The following is a 19,499-nucleotide window of genomic DNA, read 5'->3' as shown; positions in this document are numbered from 1 at the left end:
TCGAGAAATTCTTAGGCGGCGCTCAAGAGCCCCTATTCATCGCAAACCAAACGGCGCTTTCCCGCAATATGGTAGCGTCGAGCCTCCGACCGCCGTCGAACACGATCGCAGTCTCCGCAAGCTCCTCACGCAAGGACGCTCCCCGCAGCGCCACCGCAACGTCGAGCCGGCTCCCTTCCCGAACCCGGCTGAACGCAAGGATGCGATCCGCAAGCGGCCCCGAAACATCGGCACGCACGAAGCCGCCCTCCGCGAACAGCCGAGGCTCCATGCGACGTAGAGCCAGCAGCGACGCGATCAGCGCCTGCTTCGGATCGCTCCCATCGGCCAGGCTCATTGCCCGCGCCGCATAGTCGACCGGCCGCCGATTGTCCGGATCGACCAGGCTGAGGTCCAGCGCCTCCGTACCCTGATAAAGGTCGGGCACCCCTGGAACGGTGTAGCGCAGCGCCACCTGGACCAGGCTGTTGGCCATCGCCGCCGCCGCGATCTCACCAACAAACCGCGCGATTGCCGACCGCGCGCGCTTGCCTCCCGTCTCGACCAGCACCATTGCCGCGAGCGCCTTGCAGGCCGCCTCATAACGCTCGTCGGGCGCCTCCCACGAGGACCGCAGCTTCGCCTCGCGCAACGCCTTTTCCTGCCACGCCTGGATGCGCGCGAGGTAATCGCCGTCGGGCGCCCCGTCGGGCCAGCTACCGACCAGCGTTTGCCACAGCACGTAGCGATCCGCCGCGTCGACATCCGCACCGTACGCGGCGATCTCCGCTTCCAGCTCCGACACGAACGCGATCCACGCAGCCGGCCGCTCGCTCAGCACCGCGAGCCGCGCGCGGACATCCTCGCCCCGCTTGTGGTCGTGGGTCGCGGTAGCGAGCATCGCGTGCGGCCACGTCGCCGCCCGCTCCGCCATCGCCTCGGCAAAGGCATCGACCGACATCGAAAAGCGCTCGGCATCGAAGCCGACATCGGTTCGCGAGAGCAATCGGCCATATCGATAGAAGGCGGTATCCTCGACCGACTTCGCGGCGATCGGCGCCGACAATTGCTGGAACCGCCGCACCGCCTCCCCCGCTTCCGTGCCGCCCGCCCCGCCGAGCAAGCCGAGCGCCAGATCGATCACGCCACCCTCGCCCGGCGGCACATGCGGCGCGACCCGCTCCCGCACCCGGTCGCGGATCGCGGCATCGGCGGCGGGCGCGGTGTCGCCAAGTCCGTAAGTGCGATAAACCGGAAACACCCAGAGCAGCCGCTCGATCGCACGCCGCAGCATCGCCCGCGTGACCCCCTGCGCTTTTGGCACCGCCGCAGCGAAGGCATCGACGCAGCCGTCCAGTTGCCCCGCAAACTGCCAATCGAGCAATTGCTGCCGCGCCAGCAACTCCTCCGCTGCGAACGCCGCCGGACGCCCGCTCAGCACCGCCCAGTGATCGGTCAGCGGCATCTCCCCCGCGGGATCGTGGAGCAGTGCGGACACTTCCTCCATGAAGTCGTAGCCGCTGGTGCCGTCGATCCCCCAATCGGTGGCGAGCGGCTCGTCGGGCCCGAGGATCTTCTCGACCACGAGATAGGCCGGTCCTGCGGGCGCGTCGGCTGCACGCTCGGTCGCATCGAGCCGCGCGCGCAACTTGCGGCAATAGCCTGCAGGGTCGGTCAGCCCGTCGACATGATCAATGCGGACGCCGTCGATCAGCCCCTCCGCATAGAGCCGCAGCACCAGCGCGTGGGTCGCCTCGAACACTTGCGGATCCTCAACCCGCAGCCCGGCCAACTCGTTGATCGTGAAGAACCGCCGCCAATTCAGCTCGTCGTTGGCGGTCCGCCAGGATGCGAGCCGATAATGCTGGCGCTCGAGCAGCGCGCGCAACGCCGCCTCGTCGCCCGGCATCGCGCGATCCTCAGGCCGCACCGGAAAGCGGTGCTCGCCATAGGCGACGATCTCGAGCCCGCCATCGCCCTGTTCGACCGCGATGTCGCCGGCCGCGATCACCGCGTCGAGCCCGGCGCCGAGCACCGGCAACACGATCGGTCGCCGCCAATCGATGTCGAAATACTCGGCGAACTCGCTGTCCGCGCCCTTCGCCAGCACGTCGTTCCACCAGCGGTTTTCTCCGCCGGCGACGCCCATATGATTGGGGACGATGTCGACGATCACCCCCATCCCGCGCTCTCGCAGCGCCGCCGCCAGCCGCCTGAACGCCGGCTCGCCACCCAGCGCGGGATCGATCCGGGTCGGGTCGACGACATCATAGCCGTGCGTCGATCCGCTGCGCGCGACCGTGATCGGCGACGCATAGACATGGCTAATCCCGAGCGCGTCGAGATAGGGCATGATCTTCAGCGCGTCGTCGAAGGTGAAGCCGGCGTTGAACTGCAGCCGATAAGTGGCGCGGGGCGTCATACGGTCTCGATCCGGTTGAGCCGCGCGATCCGCCCGGCGACATCGGGTGCATCGAGCAGCGCCGCGGTTTCGCCGGGCATGCGCCGTCGCCAATTAGGGTGTTCGTCGGTCGTGCCGGGCAGGTTCGGTTGCTCGTCGAGCGCGAGCAGATCCTCCATCGGCACGATCACCAGCGGACACGGCGTCGTTGCGGCGAAGTCGATCGCGGCATCGACCGCCGCAGCGGGGTCCGCCGGCAGTTCGCCAGCGCCGATCGCCTGCCACATCGCGGTCCGCTCCGCGTCACGTGCGACCTGCGCATCCACCAACGCGGCGTCAGGCCAGCCTTCGATCCGCGCGCGCCAGTTGAGGTCGCGACCTTGCCACCACCCCGCGATCGTCGGGGTGTCGTGGGTCCCAGTCATCGCCACCGCCTGCGGCGACCAGCGCGCCGCGGGCTTGAACACATCCTCTTCGCGTTCGAACGGCAGCACCGCCATGCCGTAGATCCCGCGCGCCGCCATGACGTCACGAAAGCCCGGCGGCACCGTGCCGAGATCCTCACCGATCACGATCGCGCGTGCACGGTGCGATTCGATCGCGACGATCCGCAGCAGATCAGCGAACGGCATCGAGAGATACGCGCCCTCTCCCGCCGGCGCCCCGTGTGGCACGACCCACAGCCGCGACAGGCCGAGCGCGTGATCGATGCGTATACCGCCCGCATGCCCCAGCGATGCGTGCAAGGTCGCCTTGAACGCCGAGAACCCCGTGCGGCGCAGCGCAACCGGCGACAACGCAGTGATGCCCCAATTTTGCCCGGTCGGCCCGAGCGGATCGGGCGGCGCCCCGATCGATAGGCCCGTGATCAGATCGCCGCGCCCGCTCCAAGCCTGGCTGCCGCCCGGATCGACGCCCACCGCGAGATCCGCGATCAGGCCGATCGCCATGCCCGACGCGACCGCAGCCGCCTGCGCCGCCGCAAGGCCGCGATCCGCCCGCATCTGCAGATAGGCGTAGAACGCGACCTCGCCTGCATGCGCCGCCGCGAATGCAGCCACCGCACTGCCATCGGAATCATGAAAGGCGCTCGGCCACTCCTGCCAGCCACGCGCCCCAGTTGCGGCCAAGAAGTGTGCATTGAGCGCATCGAATACGGCATGCCGCTCCAGCGCCGCGCCACCCTCGCGTCGAAACGCCGCCAGCGCCTCCTGCTCGCCATCCGCCGCGAACGCCTGACGCAATGCATTCATCCGCGCGGGGATCGCCGAAGCCCAATCGATCAGCGGCGCCGTATCGTCAGGACCAGCGCCCGCGACATCCGCCAGCACGACGTTCCGGAACAGCCGCGTCGAAGGGGCATAGGGGCTGAAGCGCGTTGCATCCGCCGGGAACAAGGCATGCACCGGATTGATCGCCAACGCCGCCGCACCGCGCTCCCCGAACGCGCGCGCAGTCTCCGCCAGCGTGCCGAAGTCGCCGTAATGAGTCGGCGCCGATCCCTGCAGCGCCGGGATCTGCACCGCCGCGCCCCAATGCCTGCCTACGGGCAGCTGCCAGCATCGGGGCGGCGCGATCGTCAGCTCGACCGTGCCCGCCGCAGTCTCGAGCAGATGGTAGCCGGGCTCGGCGACCGGGGGCAGTACGACGTCACCTCCCCGCGCCGCCAGGTTCACCGCCATCCGGGCGCCATTCTCCAGCACCAACTCGGCCCGTCCAGCTGCGATGCCCGCGGGCAGCGTCACCGCGCGACCGACCTCGCCCGAAGCGTAGCGGGCCGCGTCCGCCTCCTCGCGAAGCCGCGCCAGGCTCCCCGCGATGCAGCGGTCGTCATCGGCGGGCAGCCCCAACGCGTCGAGGATCGCCAGCAGCGACGATCGGCTCACCCTCTGCGCGACGCTACCGGCATCCTCCCACTCGGCGGATAAACCGGCAGCCGCGACGAGCTCATCGAATGACCCGATCATACCAGCCAGGCCGCGAGGCTAGCCGAGCCGCCGGGCTCGCCCACCGCAAAGAAGGGTGCGCTCTGCTCGGGAAGCTCGACTGCGTCGTCGCCGATGTTGAACAACAACGTCAGCACCCGGTCGTCGCCCATCGCCCAGCGCGCCACGAAGGCCTTGTCGCCGACGACCTGCGCACCCAGCGCTCTTGCCCCCGCGAGCCGCGGCACGATCTCCGTCCGCCGTGCCGCCAGCAGCCGCCGGTAAAGCTCTCGCCATTCGGCCGCCGCCGGGCCCGGCTGCGGACGCGATGCGCCGAACGTCGAGCGCGCATTGGGATCGGGGATCGCCGCGCGCGCGGCCTCATCGGCGAACGCCGCGAACTTCGCGAACTCGCGACGGCGACCTTCGCGAACCGCGTCGGCGAGTTCGTCGTGGAAGTCGGTGAAGAACAGGAACGGCGTATCGCTGCCGCTCTCGTCGCCCATGAAGATCAGCGGGATCTGCGGGCACAGCAGCAACAATGCGGTCGCCGCGCGCAGCTTGGCCTGATCCGCGAGGATCGTCAGCCGCTCGCCGAGGGCGCGGTTGCCGATCTGGTCGTGGTTCTGGAGGAACGAGACGAACGCGGTCGGCGGCAGATGCCCGCTCGGCTTGCCGCGCGCGGCGCCCCCGCCGTTGGGCGATGCCTCGCCCTGATAGATGAACCCCTCGCCCAGGCATCGCGCCAGCCGCTCCGCCGGCCGTTCCGCGAAATCGCCGTAATAGGCGCTGGTCTCTCCGGTCAGCAGCACGTGGAGAACGTTGTGGAAATCGTCGTTCCATTGCGCATCATAGCGGCCACCGCCGATCCGGTCGGCATCGTTATGCTCGTTTTCCAGCACCAGATGAACAGGCCGATCGCCGCAACGCGCGCGGATCTCTTCGGCCATTGTGTCGAGAAAGGCGTCGTCGCCGATCGCATGCACCGCGTCGAAGCGCAGCCCGTCGACCCGGTAATCCTCTAACCACATCAGCGCATTGTCGATGAAGTAGCGCGCAACCGCGGGCTGATCGACCGCGACTGCCCCTCCCCACGGCGTCGCGACATCGGTGTGGAAGAAGCCGCTGGCATAGCCGCCGAGGTAATTACCGTCCGGCCCGAAATGATTGTAGACCACGTCCAGCAGCACCGACAGCCCGACGCCATGCGCGGCATCGACGAGCGCGCGCAGATCGTCGGGCGTCCCATACGCCTCTGCCGGCGCATAGGGCAGCACGCCGTCATAGCCCCAGCCCCGCTCGCCCCCGAACGCCGCGACCGGCATCAGCTCGATTGCGGTCACGCCGAGGTCCGCGATCGCCGGAAGCTGTGCGATGACGCCGCGAAAGCCGCCGAGCACGCCGACATGGATCTCCTGGATCACATGCTCGCTCCATAGACGTCCCCGCCAGTCGCTCCGCCAGCGGAACGTCGTCGGATCGACCACGACGCTCCAGCCATGGACACCGCCCGATTGCGCGCGCGATGCCGGATCGGGCACGTCGACCGCCTCCGCGACCCGGAACAGGTAGCGCGTGCCCGCCGGCGCATCGGTTTCGATCGCAAACCAGCCGTCGTCCTGCGCGGTCATCGGCAGCGGTTCACGCCCGTCGATCACCAGCGTCACCGCCGCGCGATCCGGCGCCCACAGCGCGAACCGGGTGCGACCCGCCGCAATGATGCTAGCGCCCCAGCGCATCAGCCGACATCTTCCGCGTCGAGCTGCCATGCGATCAGCGCCGCTCCCTGCGGCGCCACTACATAGCTCTCGCCGATCTCGCCCTCGCCAATGCCAGCGTCCGCGCTGTCGATCAGCAGCGTCCGCGTGCCGGTGGGCCCGCGCAGCGCGAACTCGATTGGGTCCTCCGATCCGTTGAGCAGCAGCGAGACCATTTCGAGGCTACCGTCCGCCGCCTTGCGCGCGCGCCGCATCTGCAGCGCACGACCTTCCGGATTTTGCCAATCGTCAGGCATCAAAGTCTCGCCGCGTTCGTCGAACCATTCGATGTCGTTGACGCCGTCGACTTGCTGCTGGTCGCCATAGAAATAGGCGTTCGATCGCAGCACCGCGTACTGCTTCCTCAGCGCGGTCAGTCGCGCAGTGAAGTCGATCAGTGTCTGCCCGTCCGCACTCTCCGCGGCAGCCCAGTCCAGCCAGCTGATCTCGTTATCCTGGCAATAGGCATTGTTGTTGCCCTGCTGGGTCCGTCCGAACTCGTCCCCCGCGACCAGCATCGGCGTGCCGAGCGACGTCAGTAGCGTGGTAAGCATCGAGCGCATCACGCGTCCGCGCGCCGCCGCGATGTCGGGATCGTCGGTCGGTCCTTCCGCCCCCCAATTGCGCGAGTAATTTTCGGAGTGACCGTCGGCGTTGTCCTCGCCATTCGCGGCGTTGTGACGCTCCTCGTACATCACGGTGTCGGCCAGCGTGTAGCCGTCATGCGCGGCGATGATGTTGACGCTCGCCCAGGGGCGCCGCGCGCGTCGGTCGAACAGGTCGCCCGATCCCGACAGCCGCGCCGCCAGATCGGGTCGCTGGCCGGCGTCGCCGCGCCAGAACTTGCGCACCGTGTCGCGGTACTTGTCGTTCCATTCGGCAAAGCCTGGTGCGAAATTGCCGAGCTGGTAACCGCCCGGCCCGATATCCCACGGTTCCGTGATCAGCTTCAGCCGCCCGAGTACCGGATCCTGCCGCAGCACGTCGAAGAACGCCGCCCCCGGATCGAACCCCTCGCGCTCGCGCCCGAGCGTCAGCCCCAGATCGAAGCGGAACCCGTCGATCCCGAAGCTGGTCGCCCAATAGCGCAGCGAATCCGCGACCATCTGGATCACCCGCGCCTTGGTCAGGTCGAAGGTGTTGCCGGTCCCCGTGTCGTTGATCGCATAGCGTTCGTCACCCTCGACCAGCCGGTAATAGGTAGCATTGTCGAGTCCGCGCCATGACAGCGTCGGGCCGCGCTCCGATCCCTCGCAGCTGTGATTATAGACAACGTCGAGGATTACCTCGATCCCCGCCGAATGCAGCCGCCGCACCGCGCGGCGCAGTTCGTTCTGGCTGTGCCCCGCCAGGTAGCGCGCTTCGGGAGTGAAGAAGGCGAGCGTATTGTAGCCCCAGTAATTGCTCAGCCCCTTCTCCTTCAGGAATCGGTCCTGGGTGAAGGCCTGGATTGGCATCAGTTCGATCGCGGTGACGCCGATCCGCCTCAGATGCGCGATCACCGCGGGATGGCCGAGCGCCGCATAGCTGCCGCGTTCGCGGGCGGGCACCAGCTCCATCAGCTTGGTCAGCCCCTTCACATGCGCCTCGTAGATCACCGTTTCCGACCACGGCGTGTTCGGGCGGATGTCGCGCGACCAGTCGAAATGATCGTCGACCACCACCGCCTTCGGCATCGCCGCCGCACTATCCCGACGGTCGAAGCTCAGATCCTCCTTGGCCGATCCGATCCGATAGCCATGCAGCGCGTCGGTCCAGCGGATCTCGCCCGACAGCTTGCGCGCGTAAGGATCGAGCAGCAGCTTGTTGGGATTGAAGCGATGCCCGCGCTCGGGCGCATAAGGCCCGTGCGCGCGGTAGCCATATAGCAGCCCCGGCCCGACATCGGGAAGGTAGCCGTGCCAGACCTCGTCGGTCCATTCGGGTAGCGCCAGCCGCTTCAGTTCGCGCCGGCCCGACGGATCGAACAGGCACAGCTCCATCTTCTCGGCGTTGGCGGAAAACACCGCGAAGTTGATGCCGTCGCCGTCGAAGGTGGCACCTAAAGGATAGGGCGATCCCGCCTCGAGCGTATCGGGAAGCGAGGTCACGTAGGTTCCTATCGTTCAGGTAGCCCGCCATGCGCCGGAAGGTGCGGTGGCGGGTAGAGTAGCAGGGAGGTAAATTGTCGCCGTCAGATCGACTTGGCGATCTTCGCGGTCTTCCGCTTGATCTTGGTCAGCGTGCTGGCCTCGGCCGGGGCGCTGACCGCCGGCGGTTCGCTCGTCGCGCTATCCTCGGTCGGCAAGCCGCTAGCATCGACCCCGGCGGTAGGATCGGTTGCCTCAGGAGTGCCGCCGGATTCCGATGCAGCGCGGTGCCAATGGTCCGCCTCGCGACCTTCCGGCTCGCCCTCTTCCTGCCAGATCGCATAGGCGCGATCGCGGATCGTGCGTTCCTTGTCGTCGTTCATAGCCGCCGCCTCCTCCTGTGCCAGAAAAAGCAAACCGACGACGCCGGGATCGGTTCAACCCGCACCCGAAGAATCTGGTTAACGCGAGGCTGCGTCAGGCATCCTCGAGATCGTAGTTCGCGGATACCTCCGCGACCGCACGCCGCGCGATCTCGTCCAGCCCCTCGGGGCATTCCGCCTGCACGTCCCAATTGGGCGAGGACACGCTTTCCGGCTCGGCTGGCGTCGGCAGCATGAAGTCGATCTTCGAACCCTCGCCGTCCAGCGAGAACCGCAGCGCGGCTTGGTTCAATTCGTCGCGGATCTCTTCCGCGGTCAGGCTCGGACGTCGCATGCGTTATACTCCTGGAGAAGGCCTGCGAACCTTTGGAGAACGGTCATACGCTTATTGTGAGCACACCAAGAGTCATTTCTCCGCCGCCAGCTCCGCCAACTCGCGCGGTCGCAGTTCGTGGATCAGTTGATCGGTCGTGCATTGCGCTGCCGGCTTGTCGGGACGCCATCGCAGCAGCCGGGTGCCGTGACGGAACCGCCCCGCGGTGACCTGATCGTAAATCACCTCGACCACCAGCTCGGGCCGCAGCGGCACCCACTCGCTCGCGGCACCGTTGTTCCAGCGGCTCGGCCCGCCCGGCGCCTTGCCGCTGAACCCGTCGCCGCCCGCCAACGGCTCGAGCATCGCGGTAAGCGCCGCGCGGTCAGCGTCCGCGATCGCCGAGGTGAAGCCGACATGATCGAGCGCCCCGTCCGCTCGGTACAACCCGAGCAGCAACGATGCGACCCCGGTGCCCTCCTTTACCCGGCGGAACCCGCCGACCACGCAATCCGCGGTACGGTGCTGCTTGACCTTCAGCATCGCGCGCTCGCCCGATCGATAGGGTTCGTCGAGCCGTTTGGCGATCACCCCGTCGAGCGCGCCGCCGCTGCCGGCAAGCCACCCCTGCCCCTGCGTCCGCGACGTGCTGGCGGGTGACAGCAGCACCGCCGAACCGCCATTATCGCGGTGGAACGCCTCGAGCGCGGCACGGCGGTCGCTCAGCGGCCGGTCGCGATAGGATTGATCGCCGATCCCGAGGCAATCGAACAGCATCAGCTGCGCAGGGGTCTCTTCCGAAAGCCGTCGTATACGGCTCTCCGCCGGGTGCAGCCGCTGCTGCAACGCATCGAACGACAATATCTCGCCGATCGGCAGGATCAGCTCGCCGTCGAGCACGAAGTGCTTCGCGCCAAGCGAGGCGACGAGCGCGACCACCTCCGGGAAATAGCGCGCCAGCGGCTTGCCCGATTTCGAATGAATGCGGATCTCGTCGTCGTCGCGCACCACGATCGCGCGAAAGCCGTCCCATTTGGGCTCGAACTGCCAGCCTTCGTCCTCGGGCAACTCCTCCACCAGCCGCGCCTCCATCGGCGCGATCGGAACGTCGATCGTATCCTCGGCCATGTCAGCCACCTGCCTTGCTGAGGACGAACGCGAGCAGGAAGCCGACTACCGCGATCAGCCCGCTATAGTCATGCGAGCCTTCGGTCGCCTCGGGGATCATCGTGTCGACCAGCATCGCCAGGATCGCACCCGCCGCGACCGCGGTCACCGCCGCGACGATCTCCGGGCTGGTTCCCGCCAGCGCGACGTTCCCGACCATCGCTGCGATCGCCGACGCCACGGCGATCCCGAACCACACCCCAAAGATATACCCGGCGCTGCGTCCCGCCTTCTTCATCCCCGCCGCGCTCGACAGCCCCTCGGGAACGTTGGACAGGAACACCGCGGCGACCGTGACGACGCTCACCCCACCGCCACCGAGCAGGCTCACGCCGATCACCACCGATTCCGGGATACCGTCGAGCAACGCGCCGATCGCGATCGCGAGTCCACCGCCGCCCTCGGCGCTTGGCTGGCTCTGGTCGGCGTTCGACCCCGATCGCTTGCGGTGCTTGGCGCCCCGCCGCGACACGATGATGTTGGCGATGGTGTAGACGACCGCGCCGCCGACGAAACCGCCCGCGGTTGAGTCGAATCCGCCCTGCTTGAACGCCTCGTCCATCAGGTCGAACGCGACGGCCGAGATCAGCACGCCCGATCCGATCGCCATCACCGCCGCGATCAGCCGCTGCGGCAGCGTCGCGTAATAGCCGATCGCCGCCCCCAGGATCAGCGCGGAACCGCCAACGAACCCCCAGAACCCCGCTTCCCACACGATAGCCTTCCTCCCTCAGCGCCAACGTACGGCTGCGATCGTTCGATCCGCTGGCGCAACTGTGAGCAGGGTCGGGCGTTGGCGGCTCTTCACCACGAGGGTTTTCGCATGTCACACGGTCTCACGGTCCCCGAAGCCAACCAGTCCCCCTACCCGCTCCAGGAACCGCCCCACACCCACAAGCCCGAGGTAAAGGGCCTGCCCCCAGTCGCCAAGAAGGACAGGGCGAACAAGCGCGACAAGGCCGACAAGGGCGAGAAGCGCCTGGCCTCGAAGTCCGGCGGCGCACTCGCCCTGATCGGTGCAGCACTCGGCCTCGGCGCACTCGCGATCGGCGCGGTACTCTACGAGCGCCAGGCCGAACCCGCGAAGAAGAAGGGCGGCAAGAAGAGCAACAAGCGCTAGGATCCGTCGCGCGTCTTTTCGGGGGTGGGTAGCACCCGCTGTGCTCCCGCGAAGGCGGGGACCCAGCACCGGGTCCCCGCCTTCGCGGGGACACACGTTTGCTCGGGTGCGCTGTTAGCCGCTTCCGAGTCATGCTCTCGGCGCCGGTCGGCTCAGAAACCGCGACCCTGCCAAGCAGAACCGCCACGGCGTCTCTGCAGCCCGCCGAATTCCGATCCGCGGCCCGGCGACCACCGGCTCTAGCGCGCCGCTCACAACCAACGCAAACGGCGGCGCATCGAGCGACAACCCATTATGCGCCGCGGTCACGCCGAGCGCCTGGCAGAGCCGCCCGGGCCCCGCACACAGCAGTTCGACCTTCTCCAACCCGCGCCGTCGCCGCATCGCGTCGATACTCGTCACCGGCTCGATCGCCCGGATCAAGACCGCGCTGCCGTTGCCGCAGGTTATGTTCAGGCACAGATGAAGGCCGTAGATACGATAGACATAGGCGTGCCCCGCCGGCCCGAACATCGCCGCATTCCGCATCGTCCGCCCGTTGAAGCTGTGCGACGCCGCATCGTCTGCCGCATAGGCTTCGGTCTCAACGATCCTGCCGCCGACGCCGTCCAGCGTCAGCGTCGCCCCGATCAGCGCCTCCGCGACGACGGCAACGTCACGCGCGCAAAACTCAGAAAGGCATACCATTCACGACTCGGTCGCGGTCACGAACACGCGCCCGTCCTCGATCCTAATGCAGGTGAGCACGCCAGTCTCATAGGCGCCGGTGTCGATGCCGATACGATTGCTGCGAACCACCGGCTCCGGGCCGTCCCAGCTATGCCCGTGAACGATCATCTTCTCGAATGGCTTGGTGCTGTCGAGGAACGGTCCCCGAATCCACAGCAGATCCTGCACCGTCTGGTCGGCCAGCGATCGCCCCGGCCGCGCGCCCGCATGGCAAAAGGCGTAGTCGCCGATCGTCACGAGTGTCTCCAGCGATTGCAGCAGGTCGAGATGCGACGCCGGCATCGCGTCGAGCAGCCGGTCCCGCGTGTCGACGTGCAACTCGGTGTCGTCCGCGACATCGGGAGCTGCGACCCCATACGCGGCAAGCGTCTCGGCGCCGCCGAAGCCGACCCAAGGCCGTCCGCTCTCGGGATCGCCGAGGTAGCGCAGCAGCGCCTGTTCGTGATTGCCGATCAGCAGGTGCGTCTCGTAGTCCGGCCGCCGCCGCAGCCATGCCAGCGCGGCCAGCACCTCGGCGGAAGCGGGTCCGCGATCGATATAGTCTCCGCAGAATACCAGCACCGGGCGCCGCCCGTTCGCCTGCACCGCGGCATCGGCGACGATCCGGCGCAGGATCTGCTGGAGCAGGTCGTAGCGTCCGTGAATGTCGCCGACAGCATAGACCAGCTGGCCCTCCGCGCGGCGTACTGCGACGTCAGGCAAAGGCACGAAGCCGCTCTCTACCCTCATCGGCCGACCATGATCATTCATCGTCGCGCAGCGCACGCCGACGGGCCGTCCATAGCTCGTCGGTCAGATCCTCATAGGATCGCAGCGTATCCGCCGGATCGTCCTGCGCCCGGTCGCGTGCGCGCACCCAGCGGCGATTGACCCCGACCAGATAGCCGCGCGGTACCCCCGCCTCGGCTGCCGAGGCATAAGCCTCGACCAGGTCGCGATCCGCGCCGTCGAGCTGTTCCGCGAGACACGCGAAGCTCGACGATCCGCCCCGACGGTCGCAAGCGGAGGCGCGGCTGCCTTCGCCGGCCAGGCGGTATTTGCGCGGTTGGGCCACAGCGGCCGGGCGGTCGACGGTCTCGAGCTTCACCACCGGGGCCTCCGTCGCAGCGATCGTCACCGGGACATCGGTCGGCGCGATCGTCCCGGTCGGCGCGACCGCGACATTCGCTTGTGGCACGGGCTGGGTGATGTTCGGTGCGGACTGTCGCTGGGCGGCGATCCGCACTGGCGGTGTGCGCTCGGTTTCGGGCTTGGCGTTGTCGAGCACCGTCACCCCCATCGCGACCCCGGCGACCGCCGCAACTGCGGCAAGCGCTACGCCGCCGAGCACGCGCGCGCCGCGCCGGCGCCGTCGCGGCGGCACCACGACCGGCATCGCATAGCTCGGCAGGTCGCGCGTCCCGGCCGCGCGGGGCGCACCGAAGATCGAATCCATCGCTGATCCGACTTCGCCGAAACGTCGTGGTCCCATGGCGGGGTTCGCGCCCGACCTGCCCGCACGGGCGAAAGGATAGCCGGATTGTTCTGACATCGCTGCCGTTCCCATCGTTCTTTCATGAACTATCGGGATCGAACGCTTAATTACAGCTGTACGTTGCGCTTTCCCGGTTCGGATAGGAACTCAGGCCGCATGCTGAAGGGCGAATTGATGAAAATAGGCATGGACCACCGGATCGTCGATCGGTGCGATCAGCGCCTCGACATCGTTCGCGATGCTCGCCTCCGCACCGAGCGCCGCTCCTGGCTGATAGCCCATCGCCCATTCGCCGAATTGGCGCTGCTCGATCGCCGACCGGCTGAGGATCACGACCGCGAAATGGCGGGGATCTGCACGGATTCGCTCGAAGGTGGCCAATACCGCCGCTTCCGGTCCTTCCAGTGCCTGAAGAAAGCGACGCCCACCCACGACCAGCAGTCCGGTCACGCCGGCGGCCTTGTTGTTGCGACGCGAGACCCGCAGGACGCTGTCGAGCTCAGCGGGGGTCATGGGAGACCGTGTCGTACTTATATAAAGCAATCGGATCATCAGCATGCACTCCGTATCGTGCACGCTTGCTACGACTCAATTGCGAAATAGCTGGTTAAAAGCGAGTATAACCTGGATCAACCAATATGGTTTTTTCTGGCGCTGATGCCTGCTTTTAGCTTGATCAGGTGCCGTCAGCCGGAATGTTCGCGTGAAGGAGATCAACCTATGCCGCTCTACGAACTCGACGGAAAGCGTCCGACCTGCCACCCCACCGCGTGGGTCGCGCCAAGCGCTGATCTCATCGCCGACGTCGTGCTCGGCGAAGACGTCAGCGTCTGGTTCGGGGCGGTAATCCGCGGCGATAATACGCAGATCGCGATCGGTGCGCGCAGCAACATCCAGGAGGGCGCGATGCTCCATTCCGATCCCGGCATTCCGCTGGTCGTGGGCGCCGACTGCACGGTCGGGCATCATGCCATCCTGCACGGCTGCACCGTCGGCAACCGCACGCTGATCGGCATGGGTGCGGTGGTCCTCAACCACGCGGTGATCGGCGACGACTGCATCGTCGGCGCCGGCGCGCTGGTGACTGAGGGCAAGACCTTCCCCGCCGGCAGCCTTATCATCGGCTCGCCAGCCAAAGCGGTGCGCCAGCTAGACGACGCGACCCGCGCCTCGCTGGTCGTGTCGGCGCAGCATTACGTCGCCAGGGCACATAGCTGCGCCGACGGGCTCAGGCAGGTCGGCTGATCATTTCGCCAGCCAGGTGGTGATCGCCGGGCGCAGGCGATCGGCGGTGCCCTTGCGCACCGCGATCGCGGTCAGCGCCCGGTTTGCGCCGGCGCGCTGACCCGCAGCAAGGTACTTGGCCGCGAACGCCTCGATCTTGGCCGGCATCGCGGGATCGTTGGAGCGTGAACCCAGTCCGACGATATACCCCGGCCGGGCGCCCTCTTCGATGAAGCTCTCGGCAAGCTCGCGGTGCGCCACCGCCCAGTTGAACGCGAGTTCGGGGTGACGGTTCGACACCGCGCGCAGCAGGATGCCCTTCTGTGGCGTCGTCAGCGTGTCCGCCTGCAACAGGTCGAGCGCCCGCTGCCCGAGTCCTGGCGACCGGCTGCTACCGAGCAGCGCCACCAGCGTGTTCTTCGCTACCGGGCTCTTCTCCGCGATGGTGAGCGCGAGCAGCGCATCCCATTCCGCCGGGGTGGCGTTGATTGCGAAGGTCGACAGGATCGGCTCGCGGATTGTCGGCGGGATCGCGGTCGGATCGTTCTTCAACGCTGCGACATAGCGCCTCGCACGATCCGCCACCGCTGCGTCCCCATCGGCGCCGAGCCGCCCGAGCAGCGCTTCGCGCAGATTGGTCACCAGCACCGGCTCGCCCGCGGTCGCATCGACCCCGATCCGCGCCAGCACCGGCGACAGCAGCACCCGGTTGCGTGCGCGCAGCGGCGCCTCCAGCGGCGTACCGAGGTAGAGCGAGGTCAGGCTGCCGAGCTGCCCCGATACCATCGACCATTCGAGCGGGTCTGCCGCGGCGCCGACGCGGCCCATCAGGGACAGCCAGCGCGACAGGTCCTGGTAACCGCCCGCCGCCAGCGCGTAATCGTCGCCCAGCGTGCCCAGCCGATCCTCGAGCGTCAGTGTCGAATAGCCACGAACGATCGCGTCATGCCCGGCATCGTCGTACATCGCGCGCAGATAGCTGCCCTTGCCGCGATTGAGCACCAGCGTCCCGCAGCCCTTCACCGCGACGTTCGTAGCTGCACCCGATACGATCGTGCGCGTCTCGCCACCGCCGACCGTCGCGACCACCAGCGGCACGTGCCAGGTCTGCGCGGCCTTCGATGCCGCATCCAGTCCGAAGCGCCCCTGCGCCAGCGTCGCCGTGGTGGTTCCACCCGCGCACTTGGCACCGGTGAGCGTTACCAGCGGCACGCCGCCCTGCAAGGTGAAGTCGTGTGCGATCTCTGTCACCGGCTTCCCGGCAGCCGTCGACAGCTCGGTCCAGAGCTGGTCGGTGACGGTGTTTCCGTATTTGTATTTCGCCATGTAGGTGCGAATGCCGCGCCGGAAGGTGTCCGCGCCGAGCGTCGATTCGAGCATCCCGATCACCGCCTGCCCCTTGGCATAGGTGATCTGATCGAACGCATCGCTAATGTTCTCGACGGTTTCGATCGGGCGGATGATCGGGTGCGTCGCCGCGGTCGCGTCCAGCCGCATCGCGTCCTCGCGCTCGCTGGCGATCGCCGAAGCCGACGCCTGCCATGTCGGGTTAAGATCGTTCGAGGATTTCCCCTCCATCCACGATGCGAAGCCTTCGTTAAGCCACAGATCGTCCCACCACGCCATCGTCACCAGGTCGCCGAACCATTGGTGCGCCATCTCGTGCGCGACGACAGTAAAAATCCGCTGGCGGCCGCTCTCGGTGGTGCGCTTGGGATCGAACAACAACTCGTTCTCGAAATAGAAGATCGCGCCCCAATTTTCCATCGCCCCGAAGGTCTGGCTCGATCCCGGGCCCGCGATCATGTCCATCTTCGGCAACGGATAGGGCTGGCCGAAATAATCATTGTAATAGGTCAGCAGCCGCTTGGCCTCGGCGAGCGCGTAATCGCCCTGATCGACGACGCCGCGCCGGCTGATCACGCCGATCTCGGTCTTGCCCGCCATCACCGTCTTGCGCTCGAGATCGCCCATCCCGAGGAACAACAGATAGGACGACATCACCGGTGTCGGCGCGAACACATAGCGCTGGCTGCCGTCCGCCGCCTTCGTGATCGTCGCGGGCATGTTCGAAAAGGCGAGCTGCTTGGCGGGCGCGGTGGTGCTCAACCGGAAGGTCGCCTTGAACGACGGCTCGTCCCACATCGGCGCGAACCGCCGCGCGTCTGGCGCCTCGAACTGGGTCGCGAGCATCCGCGACTTCGATCCGTCGGTGTTGGTGTAATCGATCGCGAACAGCCCCAGCGGCTGCTGGTTGATCTTGCCCGTCCAGCGCAGCGCTATCTTATGGCGCCCGGCGCTCGCGGCTTGGGCAAGCGACAGCGTCACCTGCTGCTGGGCGGTGTCGTAGGCGACAGTGGCCGGCTTGCCGTCAACCGTCGCGGACGAAATCGCCAGGTCGGCCGCGTTGAAGATAATCGTCCTCGTCGCCTGCTTGACGTCGACGTCGATCGTCTCGCTGCCCGTGAAGGTCATCTTCGCCGCGTCGGGCACCACATCGATGTCATAGGCGATCGGCACCACCGTCTTCGGCAACTGTCCCGCCGCGAGCGCAGTGGTCGAGGCGGACATGGCGAGCAGGACGGCAACAGCGCTTTTCATCAACGACAAACTCCACGAATTCGATGGCGGCGTCTTACGCCTTTGCTACACCGGTGCAAGCGAGCCAGAAGGCCACCGCGGGCGCTCGGCTGGACAGCAAGATCGGTTTCGGTAAGAAACGGGTTATGACGATGCCATCTATATTCGATCGCCTGCGCCTGCCCGTGATCGGGTCGCCGCTCTTCATCATCTCCGGTCCCGATCTGGTGATCGCGCAGTGCAAGGCGGGCATTGTCGGATCCTTCCCTGCGCTCAACGCGCGGCCTCAGTCGGTGCTCGACGAATGGCTGCATCGCATCACCGAGGAACTCGCCGCGCACAACCGCGCACATCCGGATCGGCCCGCGGCGCCGTTCGCGGTCAACCAGATCGTCCACAAGTCCAACGATCGCCTCGAAGCCGATCTCGAAACCTGCGCCAAATGGCAGGTGCCGATCGTGATCACCTCGCTCGGCGCGCGCGAGGATCTCAACACCGCCGTTCATGGCTGGGGCGGGATCACGCTGCACGACGTGATCGACGACCGGTTCGCGCGCAAGGCGGTGGAAAAGGGTGCCGACGGCCTTATCGCGGTCGCGGCCGGCGCCGGCGGTCATGCAGGCAAGCTGTCGCCCTTCGCGATCATTCAGGAAATCCGTATGTGGTTCGACGGGCCGCTCGCGCTGTCCGGCTCGATCGCCACCGGCGGCGCAGTCCTCGCCGCGCAGGCGATGGGCGCCGACTTCGGCTATATCGGCTCGCCCTTCATTGCCACCGAAGAAGCCAATGCCGAGGACGGCTACAAGCAGGGCATCGTCGATGGCCGCGCCGCGGACATCGTCTACTCGAACCTGTTCACCGGCGTTCACGGCAACTACCTGCGTGGATCGATCGAGGCGGCCGGGATGGACCCCGACAATCTGCCCGAGGGCGATCTCAAGACCATGAACTTCGGCGGCGGCAACAGCAGCAAGGCCAAGGCATGGCGCGACATCTGGGGGTCGGGCCAAGGCATCGGGGTCGTCGATCGCGTCGAGAGCGTCGCCGACCGCGTTGATCGCCTGGAACGCGAATATCGCGCGGCCCGTGAGCGGCTGGGGATCGGCCGGGGCTGAGGTCGGTAGGGTCGCTAAGACCCGCTCCGTCATCCCCACGCAGGCGGGGATCCAGACCGGCAAGCGTTGCAGCTAACCTACCTAGTCCAGCCAGTATGGATCCCCGCCTGCGCGGGGATGACGAACAAAGTGGCTGGTTCCACTTGCCATCGTTTGACGCTGAGGTCCTAGAACGCCGCGGCGATCCGGTTCTGCAGCGACCTTGCCGGGCTCGGTGGGGCCATCCCCTGCTGCGCGTCGTCGAGCCGGGCCACCCGGCGATGCAGGTCCGCGCTCGCCGCGATCATCGCCTGCGCGGTCTGCGGCAGCGCACTCACCAGGTTTGCATCAAATACCGGCGCATGACCCAGGCGACGCGAAGGGTGGAGCAGATCGGACCGCTCGATCTCGCCGATGTCGACCGCGCGCTGCGTCATCAGCCACGCGATGACATGCATCAGCCGGGTCGTCACCTTCAGCGACTCACACGAGAATCCCACCCTGACCAGCGGATCGAGCGCCTCGCGCTCGGCGCGGCCAGCCTCGTCGAAATAGCTCCGCGCTTCGTCCGCCAGCAGCATCGCCTCGGTATACAGCCCGTCGATGAGGCGACGGTGAATGGCGGTATCGTTGGCAGCCTGCATCATGCCGCTCCTTTGCCATAGCCATGCTGCGCTGCACAGGCTCCGTGGCGCCTTGCCGAAACTCGTTACTGTGCCGCAACGGGCCAGCGGGGATTCAGGCGATGATGTCGGGAATCAGCTCGTCTTCGATCATCGCGATCTCGTCGCGCAGCCGCAGCTTGCGCTTCTTGAGGCGGGCCGTCTGCAGCTGATCGGGGACCCCCGTTGCCGCAAGCGCTGCGATCGCGGTGTCGAGATCGCGATGTTCGAGGCGCAGCAGGTCGAGCCGCGCTTCCATCTGTGCATCGTCCATCATCGCCGCCCCCAGCTGCCGCGCTGCCCCGCCGACGACGATGCCTTAATGCAGCGGCCACCGCAAAACCAATCGTCGTGCCCTTCGCCTCGGCTAGTCGCTTTCGCGTATAATCGTGCACGACTTTTTCGCGCTTCGGTGGTTTACTCCGTCCCCCCAACGATTGCATCAGGAGGTATACCGCCATGCAGACGACGCATCAGACGGCCTTGGCAACGAAGCATGCGACTCTCGACAAACGGATCGACGAGGAAACGCATCGCCCGCTGCCCGACGCGCTGATCCTGGCGGACTTGAAGAAGCAGAAACTACGCTTGAAGGAAGAACTCGGCGGCGCCTGACCGCCGC

General features: G+C 67.0%; 19 protein-coding genes. 4 read left to right on the top strand and 15 right to left on the bottom strand.

The genetic code is table 11. From position 1 onward, the window contains the following. Window positions 1-22 precede the first annotated feature (22 nt). The 8 genes from treY to ACFE77_RS05670 all read right to left on the bottom strand — a co-directional run bounded on the left by treY (window position 23) and on the right by ACFE77_RS05670 (window position 10,709). A complete protein-coding gene (treY, locus tag ACFE77_RS05705; protein ID WP_375420664.1) occupies window positions 23-2,401 on the bottom strand; it encodes a malto-oligosyltrehalose synthase in 2,379 nt (792 codons plus the stop codon). Next, window positions 2,398-4,347, bottom strand: a complete 1,950-nt coding sequence (gene malQ / locus ACFE77_RS05700; RefSeq protein ID WP_375420663.1) for a 4-alpha-glucanotransferase — start codon at window positions 4,345-4,347, stop codon at window positions 2,398-2,400. Before malQ ends, treY begins: the two co-directional genes overlap by 4 nt. Then, window positions 4,344-6,044 carry a malto-oligosyltrehalose trehalohydrolase gene (gene treZ / locus ACFE77_RS05695; protein WP_375420662.1) on the bottom strand — a complete coding sequence of 567 codons (1,701 nt, stop codon included), beginning with the start codon at window positions 6,042-6,044 and terminating at the stop codon, window positions 4,344-4,346. Before treZ ends, malQ begins: the two co-directional genes overlap by 4 nt. Beyond that, the gene (gene glgX, locus ACFE77_RS05690; protein ID WP_375420661.1) at window positions 6,044-8,152 is read right to left on the bottom strand and encodes a glycogen debranching protein GlgX; all 2,109 of its coding nucleotides are present in this window, start codon (window positions 8,150-8,152) and stop codon (window positions 6,044-6,046) included. The genes treZ and glgX overlap by 1 nt, the downstream gene beginning before the upstream one ends. Before the next feature lie 83 nt (window positions 8,153-8,235). Further along, window positions 8,236-8,514, bottom strand: coding sequence for a DUF2934 domain-containing protein (locus ACFE77_RS05685; protein ID WP_375420660.1), 279 nt, complete (start codon window positions 8,512-8,514; stop codon window positions 8,236-8,238). A 94-nt stretch (window positions 8,515-8,608) separates the two neighbouring features. Next, on the bottom strand, window positions 8,609-8,848 hold the full coding sequence (locus ACFE77_RS05680) for a hypothetical protein (RefSeq protein WP_375420659.1): 240 nt from the start codon (window positions 8,846-8,848) through the stop codon (window positions 8,609-8,611). A gap of 72 nt (window positions 8,849-8,920) precedes the next feature. Further along, the gene (locus ACFE77_RS05675; protein ID WP_375420689.1) at window positions 8,921-9,955 is read right to left on the bottom strand and encodes an ATP-dependent DNA ligase; all 1,035 of its coding nucleotides are present in this window, start codon (window positions 9,953-9,955) and stop codon (window positions 8,921-8,923) included. Between the two features lies 1 nt (window position 9,956). Further along, complete coding sequence (locus ACFE77_RS05670; RefSeq protein ID WP_375420658.1) at window positions 9,957-10,709, bottom strand: ZIP family metal transporter; 753 nt, start codon at window positions 10,707-10,709, stop codon at window positions 9,957-9,959. Between the two features lie 108 nt (window positions 10,710-10,817). Here ACFE77_RS05670 and ACFE77_RS05665 point away from each other — a divergent pair, with 108 nt between their 5' ends. Continuing rightward, window positions 10,818-11,114: a hypothetical protein gene (locus ACFE77_RS05665; RefSeq protein WP_375420657.1), complete on the top strand. Its 297-nt coding sequence runs from the start codon at window positions 10,818-10,820 to the stop codon at window positions 11,112-11,114. A 129-nt stretch (window positions 11,115-11,243) separates the two neighbouring features. Here the strand turns inward: ACFE77_RS05665 and ACFE77_RS05660 are convergent, their stop codons facing one another. The 4 genes from ACFE77_RS05660 to ACFE77_RS05645 form a co-directional block, all read right to left on the bottom strand. Beyond that, entirely contained in the window at window positions 11,244-11,801 is a 558-nt protein-coding gene (locus ACFE77_RS05660; RefSeq protein WP_375420656.1) for a DNA-3-methyladenine glycosylase, read from the bottom strand. Next, window positions 11,802-12,551: a metallophosphoesterase family protein gene (locus ACFE77_RS05655; protein ID WP_375420655.1), complete on the bottom strand. Its 750-nt coding sequence runs from the start codon at window positions 12,549-12,551 to the stop codon at window positions 11,802-11,804. 34 nt (window positions 12,552-12,585) lie between these two features. After that, complete coding sequence (locus ACFE77_RS05650) at window positions 12,586-13,278, bottom strand: hypothetical protein (protein ID WP_375420654.1); 693 nt, start codon at window positions 13,276-13,278, stop codon at window positions 12,586-12,588. Between the two features lie 186 nt (window positions 13,279-13,464). Beyond that, on the bottom strand, window positions 13,465-13,869 hold the full coding sequence (locus ACFE77_RS05645; protein WP_375420653.1) for a BLUF domain-containing protein: 405 nt from the start codon (window positions 13,867-13,869) through the stop codon (window positions 13,465-13,467). A 168-nt stretch (window positions 13,870-14,037) separates the two neighbouring features. Here ACFE77_RS05645 and ACFE77_RS05640 point away from each other — a divergent pair, with 168 nt between their 5' ends. After that, the gene (locus tag ACFE77_RS05640) at window positions 14,038-14,562 is read left to right on the top strand and encodes a gamma carbonic anhydrase family protein (RefSeq protein WP_375420652.1); all 525 of its coding nucleotides are present in this window, start codon (window positions 14,038-14,040) and stop codon (window positions 14,560-14,562) included. Here the strand turns inward: ACFE77_RS05640 and ACFE77_RS05635 are convergent, their stop codons facing one another. Beyond that, the gene (locus ACFE77_RS05635; protein WP_375420651.1) at window positions 14,563-17,142 is read right to left on the bottom strand and encodes a M1 family metallopeptidase; all 2,580 of its coding nucleotides are present in this window, start codon (window positions 17,140-17,142) and stop codon (window positions 14,563-14,565) included. Between the two features lie 125 nt (window positions 17,143-17,267). Between ACFE77_RS05635 and ACFE77_RS05630 the strand changes: the two genes are divergently transcribed. Further along, window positions 17,268-18,236 (top strand): NAD(P)H-dependent flavin oxidoreductase, encoded by a 969-nt coding sequence (locus ACFE77_RS05630; RefSeq protein ID WP_375420650.1) that lies wholly within the window; start codon window positions 17,268-17,270, stop codon window positions 18,234-18,236. Window positions 18,237-18,403: 167 nt separating this feature from the next. Here ACFE77_RS05630 and ACFE77_RS05625 read toward each other — a convergent pair whose 3' ends face one another. Together ACFE77_RS05625 and ACFE77_RS05620 are read right to left on the bottom strand one after the other, a co-directional pair. Beyond that, on the bottom strand, window positions 18,404-18,859 hold the full coding sequence (locus ACFE77_RS05625; RefSeq protein ID WP_375420649.1) for a DUF1465 family protein: 456 nt from the start codon (window positions 18,857-18,859) through the stop codon (window positions 18,404-18,406). Between the two features lie 94 nt (window positions 18,860-18,953). Next, on the bottom strand, window positions 18,954-19,151 hold the full coding sequence (locus ACFE77_RS05620) for a YdcH family protein (RefSeq protein WP_375420648.1): 198 nt from the start codon (window positions 19,149-19,151) through the stop codon (window positions 18,954-18,956). Window positions 19,152-19,336: 185 nt separating this feature from the next. Between ACFE77_RS05620 and ACFE77_RS05615 the strand changes: the two genes are divergently transcribed. Further along, window positions 19,337-19,492, top strand: coding sequence for a YdcH family protein (locus tag ACFE77_RS05615; RefSeq protein ID WP_375420647.1), 156 nt, complete (start codon window positions 19,337-19,339; stop codon window positions 19,490-19,492). Window positions 19,493-19,499: the final 7 nt, after the last annotated feature.

Origin of the sequence: uncultured Sphingomonas sp. (genome assembly GCF_964243315.1) — a bacterium.
Lineage (GTDB): Bacteria > Pseudomonadota > Alphaproteobacteria > Sphingomonadales > Sphingomonadaceae > Sphingomonas.
This window is presented reverse-complemented; position numbering and strand designations above follow the sequence as displayed.